The sequence below is a fragment of the Indolivaga alginatilytica genome, assembly GCF_003201355.1.
Lineage (GTDB): Bacteria > Bacteroidota > Bacteroidia > Bacteroidales > Dysgonomonadaceae > Dysgonomonas_A > Dysgonomonas_A alginatilytica.
Window position 1 is genome coordinate 174,861 of sequence record NZ_QICL01000004.1, and the last position, 18,286, is coordinate 193,146.

25 protein-coding genes are annotated in these 18,286 nt (G+C 36.0%); 6 read left to right on the forward strand and 19 right to left on the reverse strand.

Annotation, left to right across the window (positions count from 1 at the left end):
* Position 1: 1 nt before the first annotated feature.
* Genes CLV62_RS05865 through CLV62_RS05875 form a run of 3 tightly spaced genes read left to right on the forward strand, consistent with a single transcriptional unit; the run spans position 2 to position 1,391 of the window.
* Positions 2–316 (forward strand): hypothetical protein, encoded by a 315-nt coding sequence (locus tag CLV62_RS05865; RefSeq protein WP_110309848.1) that lies wholly within the window; start codon positions 2–4, stop codon positions 314–316.
* 2 nt (positions 317–318) lie between these two features.
* A complete protein-coding gene (locus CLV62_RS05870; RefSeq protein WP_110309849.1) occupies positions 319–825 on the forward strand; it encodes a glycoside hydrolase family 73 protein in 507 nt (168 codons plus the stop codon).
* Entirely contained in the window at positions 825–1,391 is a 567-nt protein-coding gene (locus tag CLV62_RS05875) for a hypothetical protein (RefSeq protein WP_110309850.1), read from the forward strand. The genes CLV62_RS05870 and CLV62_RS05875 overlap by 1 nt, the downstream gene beginning before the upstream one ends.
* Before the next feature lie 266 nt (positions 1,392–1,657).
* On the opposite strand, the gene CLV62_RS05885 is transcribed toward CLV62_RS05875, so the two are convergent.
* Positions 1,658–2,083, reverse strand: coding sequence for a hypothetical protein (locus tag CLV62_RS05885; RefSeq protein ID WP_110309852.1), 426 nt, complete (start codon positions 2,081–2,083; stop codon positions 1,658–1,660).
* Positions 2,084–2,142: 59 nt separating this feature from the next.
* A complete protein-coding gene (locus CLV62_RS05890) occupies positions 2,143–2,472 on the reverse strand; it encodes a hypothetical protein (RefSeq protein WP_110309853.1) in 330 nt (109 codons plus the stop codon).
* Positions 2,473–2,889: 417 nt separating this feature from the next.
* Between CLV62_RS05890 and CLV62_RS05895 the strand changes: the two genes are divergently transcribed.
* Positions 2,890–3,315, forward strand: coding sequence for a hypothetical protein (locus CLV62_RS05895; protein ID WP_110309854.1), 426 nt, complete (start codon positions 2,890–2,892; stop codon positions 3,313–3,315).
* Here CLV62_RS05895 and CLV62_RS05900 read toward each other — a convergent pair whose 3' ends face one another.
* Together CLV62_RS05900 and CLV62_RS05905 are read right to left on the reverse strand one after the other, a co-directional pair.
* Positions 3,316–4,143 (reverse strand): nucleoside triphosphate pyrophosphohydrolase family protein, encoded by an 828-nt coding sequence (locus CLV62_RS05900; protein WP_110309855.1) that lies wholly within the window; start codon positions 4,141–4,143, stop codon positions 3,316–3,318.
* Positions 4,133–4,426: an STAS-like domain-containing protein gene (locus tag CLV62_RS05905; RefSeq protein WP_110309856.1), complete on the reverse strand. Its 294-nt coding sequence runs from the start codon at positions 4,424–4,426 to the stop codon at positions 4,133–4,135. The genes CLV62_RS05900 and CLV62_RS05905 overlap by 11 nt, the downstream gene beginning before the upstream one ends.
* A gap of 71 nt (positions 4,427–4,497) precedes the next feature.
* On the opposite strand from CLV62_RS05905, the gene CLV62_RS05910 reads away from it, so the two are divergent.
* Positions 4,498–4,962, forward strand: coding sequence for a hypothetical protein (locus tag CLV62_RS05910; protein ID WP_221409217.1), 465 nt, complete (start codon positions 4,498–4,500; stop codon positions 4,960–4,962).
* Here CLV62_RS05910 and CLV62_RS05915 read toward each other — a convergent pair.
* The 13 genes from CLV62_RS05915 to CLV62_RS05980 all read right to left on the reverse strand — a co-directional run bounded on the left by CLV62_RS05915 (position 4,952) and on the right by CLV62_RS05980 (position 13,310).
* Complete coding sequence (locus CLV62_RS05915) at positions 4,952–5,617, reverse strand: hypothetical protein (protein WP_110309858.1); 666 nt, start codon at positions 5,615–5,617, stop codon at positions 4,952–4,954. The two genes, CLV62_RS05910 and CLV62_RS05915, sit on opposite strands and share 11 nt — an antisense overlap.
* 34 nt (positions 5,618–5,651) lie before the next feature.
* Entirely contained in the window at positions 5,652–6,317 is a 666-nt protein-coding gene (locus tag CLV62_RS05920; RefSeq protein WP_146212708.1) for a hypothetical protein, read from the reverse strand.
* Entirely contained in the window at positions 6,262–6,885 is a 624-nt protein-coding gene (locus CLV62_RS05925; RefSeq protein ID WP_110309860.1) for a helix-turn-helix domain-containing protein, read from the reverse strand. The genes CLV62_RS05920 and CLV62_RS05925 overlap by 56 nt, the downstream gene beginning before the upstream one ends.
* Before the next feature lies 1 nt (position 6,886).
* A complete protein-coding gene (locus CLV62_RS05930) occupies positions 6,887–7,981 on the reverse strand; it encodes a DNA cytosine methyltransferase (protein WP_110309861.1) in 1,095 nt (364 codons plus the stop codon).
* Positions 7,982–8,123: 142 nt separating this feature from the next.
* Entirely contained in the window at positions 8,124–8,363 is a 240-nt protein-coding gene (locus CLV62_RS05940; protein ID WP_110309863.1) for a hypothetical protein, read from the reverse strand.
* A complete protein-coding gene (locus CLV62_RS05945) occupies positions 8,364–9,065 on the reverse strand; it encodes a hypothetical protein (protein WP_110309864.1) in 702 nt (233 codons plus the stop codon).
* Positions 9,066–9,142: 77 nt separating this feature from the next.
* Positions 9,143–9,568 (reverse strand): DUF4494 domain-containing protein, encoded by a 426-nt coding sequence (locus tag CLV62_RS05950; protein ID WP_110309865.1) that lies wholly within the window; start codon positions 9,566–9,568, stop codon positions 9,143–9,145.
* Between the two features lie 12 nt (positions 9,569–9,580).
* Positions 9,581–9,868, reverse strand: coding sequence for a hypothetical protein (locus CLV62_RS05955; RefSeq protein ID WP_110309866.1), 288 nt, complete (start codon positions 9,866–9,868; stop codon positions 9,581–9,583).
* 11 nt (positions 9,869–9,879) lie between these two features.
* Entirely contained in the window at positions 9,880–10,542 is a 663-nt protein-coding gene (locus tag CLV62_RS05960; RefSeq protein WP_110309867.1) for a YqaJ viral recombinase family protein, read from the reverse strand.
* A complete protein-coding gene (locus tag CLV62_RS05965; protein WP_146212709.1) occupies positions 10,539–11,060 on the reverse strand; it encodes a hypothetical protein in 522 nt (173 codons plus the stop codon). The genes CLV62_RS05960 and CLV62_RS05965 overlap by 4 nt, the downstream gene beginning before the upstream one ends.
* A 43-nt stretch (positions 11,061–11,103) precedes the next feature.
* Positions 11,104–11,556 carry a hypothetical protein gene (locus tag CLV62_RS05970; protein WP_110309869.1) on the reverse strand — a complete coding sequence of 151 codons (453 nt, stop codon included), beginning with the start codon at positions 11,554–11,556 and terminating at the stop codon, positions 11,104–11,106.
* Between the two features lie 132 nt (positions 11,557–11,688).
* Positions 11,689–12,579, reverse strand: coding sequence for a hypothetical protein (locus CLV62_RS05975; protein WP_110309870.1), 891 nt, complete (start codon positions 12,577–12,579; stop codon positions 11,689–11,691).
* Between the two features lie 428 nt (positions 12,580–13,007).
* Complete coding sequence (locus CLV62_RS05980; protein ID WP_110309871.1) at positions 13,008–13,310, reverse strand: hypothetical protein; 303 nt, start codon at positions 13,308–13,310, stop codon at positions 13,008–13,010.
* 228 nt (positions 13,311–13,538) lie between these two features.
* On the opposite strand from CLV62_RS05980, the gene CLV62_RS05985 reads away from it, so the two are divergent.
* Complete coding sequence (locus CLV62_RS05985; RefSeq protein ID WP_110309872.1) at positions 13,539–14,231, forward strand: hypothetical protein; 693 nt, start codon at positions 13,539–13,541, stop codon at positions 14,229–14,231.
* A 630-nt stretch (positions 14,232–14,861) separates the two neighbouring features.
* Here the strand turns inward: CLV62_RS05985 and CLV62_RS05995 are convergent.
* Together CLV62_RS05995 and CLV62_RS06000 are read right to left on the reverse strand one after the other, a co-directional pair.
* The gene (locus CLV62_RS05995; RefSeq protein WP_110309874.1) at positions 14,862–15,194 is read right to left on the reverse strand and encodes a helix-turn-helix domain-containing protein; all 333 of its coding nucleotides are present in this window, start codon (positions 15,192–15,194) and stop codon (positions 14,862–14,864) included.
* A 1,066-nt stretch (positions 15,195–16,260) separates the two neighbouring features.
* Positions 16,261–18,285, reverse strand: a complete 2,025-nt coding sequence (locus CLV62_RS06000; RefSeq protein ID WP_110309875.1) for an AIPR family protein — start codon at positions 18,283–18,285, stop codon at positions 16,261–16,263.
* Position 18,286 lies beyond the last annotated feature (1 nt).

Sequence of the window (18,286 nt, forward strand, 5' to 3'; positions counted from 1 at the left end):
TATGCACGAGTTTTTCACGACTTTTCTTGAACCAATTCTTACTTTCATTGCCGGAGGTGGAATTGTGGCTATTGTGAAATGGCGGTCTATAAAGAAACAGGCAGAAGCCGAAGCGATGAAGGCGGTTCAGGAGGTTTATCAGGAAACGATAAAGGATTTGAGGGAGGATAAGGAAATGATGAAGCGGGATAATGCAGAACTGAGGGTTATTGTTGCCGAACTTCAAATCGTAGTAAATCAGAACTCGAAGGATATTAGCGAACTAAAGGGGTACAAATGTATTGTGTTGGATTGTAAACTAAGAAAGAAGGAATAGCCATGCAAAAACTAACACCTAAAGAGTTTATCAAAGCCTATCTGCCCTATGCAAAAGACTCAGAATTAAAGACAGGAGTGGATGCCATTTTTACTCTGGCTCAGGCTGCCTTAGAAAGCGGATGGGGGGAGCGTGCGGTAGGTAATATGTTCTTTGGAGTGAAAGCGAAAAAAGACACGCCCGAAAACAAACGTCAATTATTGACTACGAGAGAGGTATTGGATAGACCAGATATTCAATTCCCCGAAATAATATCGGTAACTAAACGTGCCGATGGAAAATATGAGTATCGAATTAAGGATTGGTTTAGAAAGTACAATTCGCCGGAGCAGAGTTTTACAGATCACGGACTATTTTTCCATGAGAATAAACGATATGCAAAAGCATTAGAAGTAAGGTATAACCCTTATTTATTTGCAGAAGCAATAACCAAAGCGGGATATGCTACCGACCCGAACTATGCTACTATACTGAAAGGAGTGATAACAACGATATATAATAATATGTAATGAAAATTACAATACGAAATATAGTATTTATACTGCTTGGCTCTTTGCTTTTGGTACTTTTGACAACGTGCAGGGCATCGAAAAGCGAAAATGTCAATTTAGCTCAGACTGAGAACATCGTTCAGGATATGAAAAGCCATTCCATAGGGAAATCAAATTTACAGACTGACATTAAGACTATTATCGAAAAGGTATTGTCTGAAAGTATGGGTATTAAAAAAAAAGAAACCGAGTATGATACTGAAAAGCCTGTATTGCCTGAAACGGGCAAGCCACCTGTGAAAAAGGAAACGGAACTAACGTTATCCCAAAAAAAGGAAGAAGAAACCCATTTCAACGAATCCAATATCAGTACAAGGAATGATGTAGCCGAGTCAGCCAATCATGCAGCAATCAATGCTTCAATTGACAGAAGTATTGAAAGTACTTCCGAAAGAAATATACAGAAAGAATCCGATATATTTCTGAAATGGGTAGGGGGAATTACTATTTTTTTGGTAGTTCTAATTCTGATTCTTTGTATTCTTGGCAAATCTTTAAAAAAGCGACTACAAAACTTTTTATAATTTGCATTTCTGAGGTTAAAACATTTTTTGAAGTTCCGGCTTTAGTAATGGGAGTTATCTGATTTGCGATTATCTTTATACCATATCCTACCCCTGACGTTTTTTTCTCCGTAGTTGCTGCTATGTGCCGTAGCTTCACATTTGAAAATCTGGTTTTAACACAATAATAAAAAATATGCCGATATGTCGGGAGTCCGTTTGCATGGGACTTTCCTTTCATATCATCTATTTTAATATTAACCAAGTTGCAGTAACGAGTTAAAAGCCTATCCATTTGTTACTATGCTGTCATTAATGTAGTTCATAATAATTTCTTTCAGGGCATCTGCCGCATTACCGAATTTTTCAGAAAATGTATCATCCATTTTTGTATCGACAAAACGCACCATATCGGCTGTATGGTTTTTAATCTGCCTTATTGACCGTTCAAATTGCAACTTTAATCTTGGGTCGGCATCTTTCAGAATATCATTTATATCCATTACCAACTGCTCGTTGACATCAGCTACCAAATGACAGACATTTACCAATAGTGCTAATTTTTTAAAGTCAATGCTTTTATTATTTATTATGACATCGGTCGATGGTTTTATTTGTTTTGTTTTTTGGCTATTGTTTTGCTTTTTTCTATTATTCGGTCTTGGGAATTGCTGTTTATTGGGAATATATACCTTATTGTTTTTATTTTTCATAAATTTTAAATAACAGATTCATCATAATCTGATTAAGTATTCTACAATGAGTTATTTTATTACTCTTTTTCGGGAGCAGTCAACGGATATTTGTACGTGATTGATTCCGTACCTATAATTTCCCTGATTTTCTCCATCATATTTATTTCATAATGTTCGAAATATATTATTGTAGAAGCAATTAAACAGAGAAAATGTTCTTCGGATATTAGCAATGTATTATATAGCTCTGTCATTTTCGAATCGCCAACATGCAAGAGGAATTTTCCTTCTTCGTTTTTTCCGATTGTTATACTTTGTTTATCATTGAATTTCATTTCAATGTACTTAGGAATGCTTATTTCTTCACTGGAGGGTGTGCTTTGCTTTTGTTGTCTATTATCTTTCATATTAAGAATTTATTAAGTTGTATTCTCTGTTCTTATTTATCAATCTGCACTCTGATTTTACTTCCCTAATTGATTTTTTTCATAGATTCTCTTTTGTGTACATTTGTTTGACTTCCCTAGCTTATAATTAGCTTTATTTATTACGTGTAGTTTTCTAGTATTCAATTTTTTACACCACAACAAGTACAAAATTAGTTAAAAGAATAACGATAAATGGAATTATTTTAACTAATTTGCTGGTTTTTACGAAAACTTTTTGAAACATCTCCAGTCGGTATAATTAAAATATTTAATTGTATTTTGTTGCTAGTATTGAGTTAATAGAAAAATAATTAATGTTATTTTTGTAATTTGCAACTTAACATATTAACATCATGTATCGTAATAGTACTTACGAAATAATTAAATATAAGACTAATGAACAGAACGGACTTTGAACTTTCAACCAGAGAAAGGTTGAAAAAATTTTTAGATGAAAGAAATGTCAATTACACGGATTTCCTAGAAAGGACAAATCTTTCAAATGCTTTTTTAAGAATAGAAAGCAATAGTATAACCAGTAATAATCTGTCAATTATACTAAAATCCTACCCTGAGATAAATTCTGAATGGTTGCTAACAGGACAAGGGCGTATGGTAAAACCTCAATTTGAATTTTCTATGATGAAAATAATGAAGAGAGGTAAAGAAACTAAAGCTGAAATGTCTTTGGAACAAATTATCAGTATTCAGGAAGAATTAGCTAAACATCTTTACCTCACTATCTTCGATCAGAATGAGCAATTACAAAAAAAGGATGCTATAATTATAGAATTAGAACGGCAAAACGATAAGGGCTATTAATTAATATAGCTTGTTATGCCTGTAAGGGCGGGTTCTATTGTACTTTAACTTTAAATCAACATGCTCCCATAGACTGATAAACATACGGTTGCACAGTTCCTCAATTTGACTTATCGTGCAGTAAACCGATTCTTCTTCTTCACATGCTACCAACTCGGTGATAACTTCCCATATACTTTCGGTAAATGTTTTAGCTTTCACGATCTGGGACGAAAAAGCGATGTTATTAAGGTCATAGTTCCTAGCTCCGGCAAAGTCCAGTAAACGGATAACTGCGTCCGCCAGCTCATCTTCTATCGTATCTTTTATATACGTGTTGAAACTTTTGACAAAGCCCGATTTGTGTTCTGATTCAGTATTGTTTTTTGTGCAATAGTAGAATTTCGTCAAATCTGCTTTTTTGCCTTTGCGGTGAGCTTCTACGGCTTCCATTAATTCGCTCACAATAAGGCATAGGTGATGTTTGTCGGGGTGCGGATGGTCGTGGAATCCTTTTTCTTTGTTGGCAGCATATACTTTTTTGCTGAGTGGCGTGAGGTCGGGTCGGGTCATTTTGGTACGCTTGGTATTAAAATTTAATTGGTCGAAAACTCGTTTAACACTTTTGTCGCCAACAGAATTGGCATCTTTTAACTTGTTAATACTCGTATTGATGGTTGACGGATGGCGATTCAGAAGTTTGCCTATCTCTGTCTGCGTATATGTGGGGTACATCAGATAAGCAAAAACAGCCCGATACAATGGTAGGGGCTGTTTTTGTGAATCTGAGATTAAATCGGATGGCTTGACATTTACCTTATGGCAAAAATCATTGAGGTTATGTATCACTTTCTTTTAATTTTAATGTGTTATCAATGCAACGCCGTAATAAGTCGGCATTGGACTTACTGATATTGGTGAACCTGATATGTTTCTCCAAATACTCTTTCGGGTATAGCAAAACAAGGTCAGTGATGGGATATAGGAAGTGTGTAGTCATGCAAATCAATCCACCACAATCGACAGTAGCCCTTTTTCCATGATAGAGCTTCTTGATAATCCTGTCCCGAACCTTTTCGCCTTGCTGGTAGGTGATTGCCAGATTGGATTTGATAATGTTGGATATTTTCATAATTAAAATTGTATTTTGGTATCTTTGCGGTTATGGGAACTATGACAGATATAATGCAAAATCATTTCGATATGATTTTGGAAAAAGCCCAAAACAAGAAGCAGATTGCTTTCTGTAATTGGGCTAAATCACAAATCAGGGAGATCGGTTTGTCGCCAGTAAAGGATTTCTTCTCTGAGAATGAAATCAAAGAATTGAGGAAAGAACATAAGTTTTCTTATAGAGAGTGTTTTCGGACGGCTGCTATACTAGCTCTTGAATACCCTAATATCAGCTATGTAGAAGGCTATTCTTTTAATTCGGGCATACATTTCCCCCATGCTATAAACAGGATTATATTACCCGATGGGTCAGAATTTTTTTTTGATTTTCAAATGGAGATTATAAGCAAGCATAAAGTTGAAGAACTCTCTTTTGTTGTTTTGAAAATCTTTACCGATGATGAACTTGCCGAAGAAATAGAACTACCAAAGAAACGTTATGCCGAACGTGTATTGAATTGGTACTTTGATATATATTCGACCTCTAAAAAATAAGATTTATGTCAGAGCTGGTTTCATTTTTATACGAATAACCTTCTATTGATACTTCTAAGTGCGGTACTAAATTTATTATTCCGTAATGTTGTGAATCCTTAAAATACAGGAATAATAAAGCCTTAGTAAATATATCATGTACAAAATCCATAACATCAACATTTGAGTCTTTTGCCAAATCTTCGGTATATTTATTTGACATCATACAAAGCCTGTTTTCTTTTTCTTCAAATTCGGCAGCCATTATTAAAATTCCACTCCTAGTTGTTATTAAGAAATAGTGTTCGGTTTCACTAACTATCAAATAATAAACTAAATAATTACCTAATATTATTACCCCATGTTTAGTTTCTTTGAAAATCTGATTAATTTTTCTACTTACTGATGGATACACCCTACCACTGGAACTGAGAAATAACTCGCTTATCAGTTTCTCTATTGATTCTGTCGGAAATTCGATATTATCTTCTAATATTATCGAGAATTTTCCTATTTCTCTTTTTATTTTGTTTTGTGCTTCGTAGGCATCTTGCTGACAACTACAAAAACTGTCACAATCAGATTCACACATATTTAAAGGGATAGATATTAGTTCATCTAAAGGGAATTGTCCTATTTTCCCCAATATTGGATATTCGTCTATATTAAAAACCATAATTATTATTTTTATTAATTATTTACATTGATTATTACTTCCTTCTGGATTCGCCATCTAAAACGATTCTATTATACATTTCCTTTATGCGGTCGGAAATGAAACGGTCATTTACGTTGTCATACAGTCGGTGTGTTTCATCGGCATCGCAGTTGGTGGTAATGTAAGTCTGTATTCCTTCTGTACGCCAAAGGTTGTAACGTATATGTAGTATGTGCTGCATAACATTGAGCTTCTGCCCGAAATGATTGGAGGGTATCGTTTCCCGCCCTAACTCGTCAAATGCCATGTTTACAGGCTTACGGCTATATCCTGTCTGATTGTAAGTATATACATCAAGCTCGCCGTTCATCGCATAGTCGTTGGCTACTTTGGCACAGTCATAAATTCTAAATCCATCGTACCGTTTTTTGCCGAACTCGGAAAAGATTTGTAAGAGTGTTGTCTTACCCGTTCCGTTGCCGCCCATTAGCCAGATACCTTTTTTTAGGTCGTAACCGCCAACCTGTCCCGTGTAATACAGGAACAGGTTTTTGATTACTTCCGTGTTTTGTTGGTCGTATATAAAGTCGGGAATCTGTTCTTTAATGATACGGGACAAGAGCAAACGAAGCTGAGAGGTATATTCGGGCGACAGGGTTTTGTCAGAAACCTTTACCATAGTCTTTCGGTTTGTTATTATCTGTCCTATTGTTTTCATTTTTATTTCTGTTTTGTTCCCATGTACGAACACACGCTTTCCAATCTTTTACTTTAGTCTTGCCCCGCATCCATCCGTTAGCTGTATAATGGTCGATAAAGGTTTGCGGGTCGATACCGTTTTTCCTCTCCAGACAATAGGTTTCGACTTCCTCAAAACGGGGTGGAATGAAAGGCTTCGAATGGTTCTTTTTAGTGTTGTCTGAACTTCCAAATGTGGCTGTGGCAGTGGTGGAAACTGTACCAACTTCTGTACTAACAACTGTACCATTAACTGTATTGGACTGGAAAGACCGTGTAAAGGAATACTGACTTACTGAACTTCTGCTTTTACCTGATTTATAGAATACCAATCCTGCGGATATAAGTTTATTCCGGGCATTCACGAATGTGTTTTTTATAAGCCCTAAATCGTTGCATAGCTCTTTAGAGGAACAAAAAAATGTATCGGGAAAGCCTTCGTGCCTGAATACAGCCATTAACTCGTAAAACAACGCTTGTTCATTTGCGGTAAAGCGATAGCGTTTACGCTGTTTACGCATACAGTCAATCATGGTATTTATATCCATGTTAAGCTGCTTGTTTGTAGTCGTCTGCGATTCCATAATCAAGACCTACCCGAATTGTATCTGCCTGTTTGAAGTTGGTTATAAGCCTAGAGCCAATTAGTTCTACCATTTTAGCGGTTACAGCATTGCCCAACAATTTATAGCGTTGTGTTTTGGGTACTTCTTTTATTATGCCATCATAGTTGCCGTATTTCGTCCAGTTGTCGGGGAATCCCTGCAACCTTTCGCACTCGATCTCGGTAAGGCGACGGATAATAGAACCATCAAACACTCCTTGAACATTTTGTGCTGTAAGAGTGAATGAAGGTTCACCATCTATTTCTTTTATTCGCCTGCATTGCTGATTAGAGATTATACGTGAAGGATTAATAACAGCCTTTGTCATATTCGGCTCGTTTCGATGCTGTAATGTATTATTAGCTGATATTACGCTGACATACGTGTCGCTTGCTGTTCCTCCATATCTGGTTGTAATTGTAGTACAAGTGTTGGTTTGAAACCTAACTTTGTTTGGTTGTCGGCTCTTATTAATAGTTGTTTCATTTTCTCCGACAGGAAATACGTTTCGCCAATCTCGGTAAGCGGTTGTAAGATGTCCGATAAGATATATTCGCTCACGATTTTGGGGTAAAAGCCATGATGTATTAACAAGTTGCCACTCGATGTCATAACCCCCAATGTTGGCAAACGCTTGGATAATTGCCCAAAAGTCTGAGCCAGCGTTTGAGGAGAAAGTTCCTTTAACGTTTTCCCATATAAAAATGTCTGGTCGGAAGTGAGTAATAGCGGTAATTGCTTCTTGGATAAGGGAGCTTTTATCTCCTGCAAGTCCTTTTCTGTTTCCAGCAAGGCTGAAATCCTGACAAGGCGATCCGAATGTGATAATATCGGGTCTTGAGATTCCCGACTGTATGATATTTTCAACTGAGCCGATATGTTTGGCATGTGGGTAATTGTATTTGTAATTAGCGATTGCGTGTTTATCTATCTCGGAATAATATACCTCTTTGAAATCGAATCCTGCTTCTGTGAGTCCTTTGTGAAAGCCTCCCGTGCCAGAAAAGAGGTCTAATAGTATTAAGCCTTTGTTTGTCATTTTGTTCCAAAAATTGTATGTTCTTTTACTGTGTCAATTTTGAAATTTCCTTTTTTGTCGAAGTAGCGGGATATTCGTCTTTGCTTTTGTTCTTCGGACAGGTCGTTATCAAGTAGGATAATAGTTCTGGGAATTTTGCATATCAGGATTGGTGTGTATTGTTTTGCTTTTTCCATTCTTGGTATTTAGGATTATCAAGTTCAAAATTCCCTTTGCCTTCTTTATGTGCTTTACAGTAGCGTAGCCCGAAAATGACGCAATGTTGAAGATGCGAACAGTGCCACATATAACCGAACTGTTGATTTTCGCCCTGATTATGTAAGCAGTATTCGCACCTGACAGGGATTCCGTTTTTAGTGTGTTCAACTCCCTTTATAGCCATTTAGCCCATAGTAACTTTAAACCAATGATAGTCTGTATCGTAACATTTGATAAGGGATTCTCCATTGATGTAAGTATAGCCCTGCTTCTGTATCTTTACATAGTTCCTGATGTCATTCGAGCCAATAATAAATTCACTCGGTTTGTATTTTGTCCTGAAAGCAGTATCGCCGGATTCCAATTCGTTGTAATTGCAGGGAATGAGCAGACAGTCCACTCTTTCTAATAGTCTGGGGTCATTATAGAATAATCCGTAGGTATCGGCAGCCCCATACATAACTTTCAAATTGTCTGCGGTACAAACCCCGATATGCTTATCTGATTTCTTTAAGCCCGTCGGTTTTAACAGGGTTATGCTTTCGGGGACAAACGAAAGGGCATTGAGGTTGACAATTTTATTCAATGGGTCTATCCAGACTAGGTGTTCTTTGTCTAAGACCTGTTGCAAGGCTTCTTTTTCTTCTTCGGTCGCTTTACGTTTGGCATAGTCAGCCAAGAACCAATCGTTTTGCCTTAGCAGTTTGGCACGGTAGTTATAATTAATGAAGTAATGTACTTTACCATCCTCGATATGAGATACTATACATATCCAAGTGCTTGCCGGGGACTGGCATATTATAAAATCGCCTTTTTTGAGGTTTTGAACGAATATCGGACGTTTGTATTTTTCGGCTTCGAATACATCCTGATTATTATTTTTCATATTGGGATTTGTTGTTTGAGTGAATAAAAAAGGGCTGATGTTTCACAACAGCAGCCCCCCAAATAGTTTACAGAGAATTAGGAGTATATAAATACATCCATTATTTGCGTTTCTTCGATTTTGGGAAGTTCCCAATCTGCGAGTGTTCCTTTCATCCCTTCGGTGAGCCTGTCTTTGGCTACTTGGAGATCAGATGCTTTAATCAGCATCAAAGCCTTAGTCTTTTTTTCGCTGCCTGCTTGTTCGTCCAGACCGATGTAGGCTACGGTTGCTTTGAAATAGCGGTCGCCGGAGCCGTCGAAGAATGTTTCGGCTAGGGGATAGCGGCTTATATCGGCAATTGTGAACTCGCCGGATATAAAGGGCTTCATTTCTTCGATGATACGGGCTTCTGCTTCGGTGAAGGACAGGGCATCGACTAGGTAGGGTTCTGTTACTTTTCTTACCTTACTGCTTTCGAGTGTCTTTTCGTAAGACACTTTACAAATAAACCAATTGTGCATAGTTATAAGTGTTTAGAATGGTAAATCATCATCCTGACTGGATGAATTGTTTGAATTGTTTTGTGTTTTATTGCTCCCCTCCCAAGTTTTGAGGCTGCCGATGAAAATTGTTTTATCGTCGGGCTTGCGTTGGTCTTTGGGGACGTTTACGGTAATGGCATGGGTTTCGTTGAATTTGCCTTTGTTTTTTAGTTTGGGAACTGCAATATTGATATATTGCTTGCCGTTTTTTTCGCTTTTTGTTATCAGTTCTTTGGGAATATCCGACAGGCAGATAGAGCCGTACAATAGATCGTTCATGTTTTGATGGGTTAAAATTTGGGTAATAAAAAAGCCACGTCTTTTTCGAGAGTGGCTTCAAGTTGTTTGAGTTTATATTTTGCTTTTTTTACCAGATTTCCGATGGTGTCGGTTTCTTTGGCTGATACCTGTACGATAGTGTCACGGGTTACATTGTAGACAAGCAGAGGGGTTGCCCTATTTTCGGGTCGGTAGGATATGAAATGCAGGGTTTTGAGTTTATCGAGTACGGTAAAGTACATAACTACTTGCCAGACATATTCTTCGACCATCGAAAGGGGGTTGCGTAAGTAGGCTGTATGTGTGATGCGGTTCGGACATTTGATTTCGATTGCCCGATCGAGTTTTGTTCCTATTATCCCGTCGGGTGATAATCCGGCTATGCCGTTATTCATTTCTATCCATCCGTATTGTTCAACTGTTACATTATGGACTCTTTCGTATTCGGCACGGGCTAGGGGTTCGTACATATTACCCCGTTCCATATCCCGTGATGTAAATGCTTCTTCGTATTCGTAATCTTCGAATCGGGCTGAAAGCAGGTCGTTATAGATTGCCGATTCGTGGACGGGTTTAGAAACCATTAAATGCTTCAACGCAGAGCCTCCTATTTTGCCGTATTTAAGCATGAACCATTCATCGGACTGCTGTTGTAAATCTTTGTATATTTTCATCGCAATACGGCTTTTAATTCGTCTTTAACGGCTATGATCTTGGTATCGCTGCGGTGTCGAAGGTTCTGAAAGGTATCTTTAAGCTCGTTCAGGGTTTTACATTCTCTTAGTTTTGCTTCATCGGCTGCAATCTCACTGTCAAAGGTTTCCTGTTTGGGGGCAATGGGTCTGACCCGCAGACATTCTACGGTTTCCCCTGCTACTTTTGTGGTAGTGGGATAGAGGGTAATCTTTTTTCCTTCCCAATCCTCGATATAGGGTGATCCGTGAATCTTGGTAATGATTTTTGCGTTGGTGCGGTTGACGATAAAGGGTTTTTGCCCTTTGAGGGAGGCGACGGTGCAATCTTCTTCCTTACCGTTTTCGCCTTTTACCCGCTTTACTTCTACTTTTACAATTTCTACGGTCAAGTCCTGCCCTTGCAGGGAGTAAGCTCCGATGTAATCGAGATTGACTAATTGTTTCCAATGGGTTTTTTCTGACATGGTTATTTGTTTTTGGTAATTTGTTTTAAGCAATATTCGGTGTACTGTTCGAGTTGTTGCGGTGTGAACCAGAACATTACTGCTGTGTCGGATTCTGCGTTTGTTGTGGAGTAATCTTCGCAGAGCTTTTTGGCTTGCTCTTGGAATTTCTGGAAGTCTTTTTTGGTTGCCATTGATAGTTTCTTGTGTTTATTTTATCTAGTTCTAATAATTGTTTGCGGGAAATATAAATTGTGGAATTTGGGTTTTCACTACTTGTCATTTGGTCTAATAATTCCAGTTCGATTAGTTTTTCGACCCGATCACGATTGCGAATAGTATATGCTTCGGATTTACTGATAAGGTCGGTGTCTAAATTCCTTTTCCTTTTTCGTTTATATTCTTCATATTCATAAAATGCTGCGAGAAAACCTTCTTTAAGTGCTTCTTTAAAGCCATCGAATATTGCACTTCTGATATTCACATACGCATTTCCTTTAAAGAAATCAATTGCTCTTTGAATGCCTTTTTTCTTGGGTTGCCGTCTCATTTATTATCTGTATTTTAACATATTATAAAAAATAATCTTAGGTGTATGGGACAAAAAAAGGGCGTACTAAATTCAATTAGTACGCCCGAAGGTGTTAGTGTGTATAAAGTTGATTGGTTGTGGTGTTATGTCTTATAAAAAATGCTCCCCATCTTCAAATCTGATTTCTTGTAAATCGTGCCTGTTGGTTATAAATGCGTTCCATGCAATAGCTATATAGCTTGTTTTCAAACTATCCGAAAGTCCAGACCGCTTCACATATTTTCTGTTTTTATCTCTCTTGCCTGAATTTCTCGCATTGACGAGCCTACGGCGGACTTCTTCGATAGATATACAGATACACCTTTCGATAGATGCAAATTGATTGAAAAAAGAGTAAACTTTTTCAGGCTCATGCCCTTTATGCTTGATTAGATAGGATATAAAACCGCAATAATCTGTTGTTGTCAGGATATTGTATGCCGAGTTCAGTTTAATGCCTTTTTGCAATATTTCGTCATATAATTCTTTATTACATCTGTATTCATTTAATTGATCGTTAGGTGTGATCTTTTGCCTTTTTGAAGATATGTTATAGTCAAGAGTGTGCCTTATTAATAGCATATACCTCTTTGTTAGTGCGGCTAACTGAACATGGTATTGGTAGCCGCTTATTTTGAATGTGTCGGAGGCAGTCCGTGTACGCTGTGTATCAAGAATTTCAAACGCCCTTTGATCTACATTACAGATGGATAATAGATTTTGAGGTTTCCCTGATTCAATGATACTTAGTAATCGCTGCTGACCGTCGACCATATTCATATTTTCATCGAATTTAATCGCTAATCCGCTTCTTTCAATCCACATGTCACGAATCATTTGATTTGCCAGAAAGCCTATATGTATCTCGTTTACATCCCGATTCTTTATATTATATTTTTCGAGAATTTCTTGTGCTGATTCGGGCGTGACGTGAATAGCCTCTATGTACATATCCAAGAGCCAAGCCCCATTGCCTGTACCAAGACCGATTTGCTTTTCCATGTTAGTTTACTTATTAATTTTATTTAAAATTTTATCATTTTGAACCAAAGGTATTTTATGCTAAAAGTCTGGCATTGATTTAATTTGAAAAGTTTTCGTAAAGAATCGACAGTTTCAAATATTTAAAGTGTATATATTAGAAAATGAGATATTTAATTAGTTGAAAAGTTTTCGTAAAAAGTAGGAACAGTCAGACCTGAACTGACTGTACGCCCGATTCGTATGTTCCCGAAGTATCTGCCGATGCAAATACTCTATATATTTAATCACACAGGGTTTTATTATCCTCCCACCCCAAAGTAAATAGCCATAGGCAGTGTGTATTTCGTTATTTTATGCACAGAACCACTCCACAACCCAATGCGGAAACTGTCGTAACAGGGGTTTGCTTGTCAACATGTCAAAGAGCTTACCAAAGGAAAGAATATTCAATATTGCCTGTCTTTCCGTATTTCTGTTTCTTGTTCAATAGCTTGCCAATATTCAACATTTCTGCCTTCTACCATTTTCAAAATCTCTTTTTTTAATAGGTCGCTGGCTTCTTCGATCAGTACCCATTCTGAATCCAAAATCTCGGCTGTCTGGAGGGTTACTTTATCGTCTTTGCCTGAAAAATCAATAATATACCGAAAGCCAAATAAACAATTGTCAATGTTCTGAGGTATAGGCTCTGCAAGCGACTTCTCAACTAATGATATGGCTATATTCATCACAGAAAGTAGTCCTTGCATTACTCTATTGTATTATTTACATTATTGAAATCTCATTTAATCTCATTTTTTCAATAGAAATGTTTGATATTAAACATATTCTCATTATATTTGCAACAAATGTTACAATTGATATACAAATAAAGCAACAAATGTTGCAATAAGCGATACGTTTATGCAACAAATATTTCATATTTAACTTTATTTACGATTTTGATTACGGATTTTTGATTACGGATTTCTTCAAATATGACTAAACATACAGATAATGAGACTCTTGATTACACTTTAATCAAGAGACATAGAAAAAGGTTGCGTATCACACAAGACGAGTTAGCTTCTTGGATGGGATTGCAACGTATGAGTATTGTTCGTTATGAAAGAGGTGAACCCATTCCCCCCGAATCAAAGAAAAAACTCTTATATTTTCTAAATACGGAAACACAAGAGGAATTGTACGGTAATCCTACTGACGATTACGGAATGGAGTACCAAAAATTGTCGGGAGGAAATTACATATTAAAAATACCTTTTACTCCTGTTTGCCAATACAGCTATTTACTTGATACCTTTGATTTGGGAGATACACAGATTAGCATTGTATTTGATAGAATCAATTCAGGTGCTTATGCTGCTTTTGAGGTTAGAGGGGAAGCGATGGACGATAATAGTCGGTATAGCCTAAGTAATGGGGATATAGCTATCTCTAAAGAGGTAAAGATAGAAGATTTAAGTGAAGAAATAAACCCTAAAGATTTTTGGGTAATATTAATAGAAAACGATATTTTAATTAGAAAGATTAAAGGGTATAATCAAAACGAAAATAGTATTGTTTTTAAAGCTAATAATCCTTCAATTGAATATGCAGATTTCAGTTTGAATGTTTCGGATATTAAGAGAATATACCAAGTTACACAGAGGATAACCAAATTCCTAAATTGAGAGCAATTTAGACCTGTTTATAAATAGTTTATAACAACAACGTAATTAATTGAAAATCATAGCGGAAATACCTGCCTGTCACGCAGGGGGTCGCGGGTTCGAGTCCCGTCCATACCGCCAAAGCAAGATGCAAAACATCGCAAAGTCCTGAAAGTTAATACTTTTGGGACTTTTTATTTTATCCCACATAAGCAAAAAAATGCCGTTTCAGGTATCTTTCACAGGCTTATCCGTGGGACTTTTTATTTCCCGGATTTAGTCCTACGGATAAGGATATATATTATTGATAATCAATAGTATTATTGTCCCGAAATTTGCTTGAAATTGCTTCCTTTTTTTAAGGCTTGTAAACCTAAATCGTGGGACTAAAATATCTCAATAATAAACCTGAGAATTTAGTTCTATAGCAAATTATCCTTGTATAGTACTTTCTTGGTAAGCTTAAAATAAGGGAGTAAACCCTTACTTCTGTAGTCCTGTAATGTCCGGTCACAGACATGTATGAGCATTCGCAGATGCTCATCTGTGATGTGACGTTCTCCGTTGAGTATTGGTCTGTAATCGGCGAAGAGCTCTGCGAGCTTCCCGGAGGTGATATCCAGTGAATCGAATGCTTGTTTGATCCGGGGATCATTTTGGTTCATTATCTCCATGACTCTTTTTTGTTTTAGGGTTATTATTTTTAATAATCATATTTTCCTTGAGCAGTTTGTCCACATCATTTACTCGATAAAATATTTTGTCTACGATCTGGGAGAATCCGATCCTGCCGGTATCCCGGTAGGTCTGGAGGGTCCTCTTTTCGATGTTGAGTATGTCACAGACCTGTCCTCCATCTAGTTTTTCTCCCAGATGCTTGCTTTTGTATTTTTTATGCAGCTGGGCAACTTCCTGGCTGAGTGCTTCGACCCGGCTGAGCAGGGATTCGAAGACTTGCGATTCTATACAAACAATTGAACTCATAATTTTAAATTTTTATTATTTAACAATAGGCTATCGTCATAGCTGATTTTGAATATTCATAACAAATATATAGTATGTTTTTTATTAAACAATTATATATCAGCGTATTGTCTATATAAAGGTAGTATATGTCCTCTTGTGTCCTCTTGAAGACAACTGCCTTGTCTTTATCTCGTCCTAAATAAGGTTTGTATTGATAGCTATAAATTGATGGAGGCACAAAAGAAGAAAAGCAAACCTAAATACTTCAAACCCAAAACTGAAAAATGAGAATTAAGATGTCAATTTAAGTTGACCGAACTTAAATTTGAAAGCTATCAGATTGTAGGAGATATGCTTTAGGAAGAATATCGAATTGATTTATTAAAAAAATCCCGAGTCAGGCAATCTTCCGATTCAAAGAGCGACACACAGAAGTAGGCTTGCAGACTCTTTGTGGGTTGTTTGGCTATCCCCAAGCAAGTTATTATAAACAAATTAAATTAAATGCCAAACGACTTGCATAGTGAGATATTGTCACATTTGTCCATAGGTTAATCCGTATTGTACTAAACTACATTATCTTATTGATCAGTCAAGGTATAGGATTGACCAGAAATATTTATATACTATACTTAAGGTCCTTATTCAAAGAGAGGCAATCAATATTGTTGCAAAGAATATACAGATCTATTGAAAAACAATAATGTCCGCATTAGCATGACCCGAGAATAGATACCCTAATTGGAATACTTTAGCTGAGAGGATCAACGGTATCCCTAAATCTGAAGGGATAAACCTCAATCATTACAGTTTTTTAGTATGGAAAAAGAACGTATTAATTAGGTAATCAATATTTAATTTAAAATACTCTACAACCGCATTTAAGTTGTGGTATGACGACTCTTATTAACAAGCCACAAAACAAGTTAGAAAAATGAAAACAGATGGTATAAACCAAAAAACAATATCTTTAAATGAATTGTTGTAAGCCCTTATATAGTAGAAGACAGAACCACAGGATTAATATTCTCATATTTATGAAAATACAAAAAGCCAATTATACCTTATTTCTATATGGATATTTTTATTTTTCGCTCCAATCTTTAAAGCCAAGTTCTTTAGCCTGTCTTAAAATCTTAGCAGCAAATTTAGCTTGTTTAAAAGAAAGTTGTAGATTTCTGTTAGTTGCTGTTCCAAAATTGTAAGCTGCTTTTCTATCAAGAGGTGACATAAGGTTATTCTCCTTGGCCCATTTTGAAATAGAGAACCAAATAATTGGCGAAACTCCAGACATATCATCTACCAGTTTTTTTTCTGCAAGGGTATATTCTTGTGAATTCTCATTAATGTCATCAGACTCTTTTTTTATTTCATATTCAAGTCCTTTTATCTCAAAGTATTTTTCGGTAATACTATTCCAGCAATCAATCTTTTTACACCATTCTCCAATGTTCATTCCTTTTTTTTCCGGGGTATTTATTTTTTCCCAAACATAAGGAATAATTTCATCAATTATCTTGAATAAATTCTCAGATAACATCTGTTTTTCCCATATTTTATCGAGATCAAGTTTCTTCTGTGTTTTATAAGAAAGCAAAGATATAATATAGGAAACCATATTAGCCTTATACCCACCTAGCTTTTTTCTATTTACATGCTTATCTATTTCCTTAAAAAGAATAGCTCGAGCAATTGTATGATGATAATATATCTCGTCAACTTCTATGTTACTGTTTTTTATTATATCATCAAATAACTTAAATATTTTTTCTCCACCCTTACTTACATCGTATGGTTTTTGCATCCAACTCATTTCGTATTTAGCTAGATCTGTTTTATTGAATTTATTTTGACTCGGATATTCTATTCTGAATCTTTTTAGTTCTGCTCCATTCTTTTGAGATTGATCGTCTAAATACTGACCTCTAGTTCTCTCATAGAACCATTTACTAGTAGCTTTACCTCCTGTCTGTGCCGGAATCCACTCTTTTCTTGAAAAAGTTTCCAGTTTTACGTGATATTCATCATTAGAACTTAAGTCAGAATCTTTAACAACTGTCTGGCTATTAGCGTATTTAGATATGCTCGGGATGATTTTATTTGAATTAACAGTTTCTTTAATAACAGAAAGTTTCATCTGAACAAAAACATTAGACAAATCAATTTTTTTATCTAAAGATGTAGAATAAATAGAAGCGGTAGTTTGTCCTCCATTCACAATCTGCCATCCATTTATTTTAGTTATATAAGCTATATTATTTTCAGATTCTATTTCTACACTATCAGCAATAGTAGAAATTCCATTATTGTATGCCAGAAACATATCAGGTTCTTCACTAATAGTTTTTTTTATTCCCCGGTTAACTTTAACTTTAAATTGTAAAAAAGTTCTAACGTTCTTCTCAAGTAATCCTTGATGATAAGTACCATATATTTTAGCAAGAATTATTCCAGGGATAATAACCAGATAGACATTTACTTTATCACTGACCTCATCCATTTTCAGACACTTTAGTTTATGATTATAGTCAGTAGGAAAATCAATTTCAATTTTCTCTTTACCTGCTCTTACTGAATATTGCTGATATATCCGATCCATGTCCCAAAGATTATACTCAAAACTGACTCTACTATCGGTTATACACTCTGGCAAAATATCAGATGATACAGTTCCGTTTGTTAATACAAAAAATCTTACATGTTGATGTTGATTTTTTATTTCATCAATTAACTGAGCCAATTCATACGCATCTTCATTTGACTCGTCTATTTTTGATATCAGTTTATCAGAGACAGCCATTTTGTAAAACTCGCAGATTTTTTTAAAAGCATCCTCAATATCATGATCTGAAGTTTTCTGTAAACCTGTTCCAGATTTTAGTATTGTGACAAAAAGATCCAATGTATTGGACTCTTCATTATAATCATAGGCATTGATCTTTATGCCTCGTTGTTTATAATGGCATATTATAGGCTCAAATACTTCTCCACAATCTTTAATATATTCAATAATATCTTTTGTTAATTCATCTTCTTGATTACTGTCCCCTGCCTCTATATTTACAAAAACATTTTCAAGGAAATCATCTGCAAATTCTTTTATATTCATA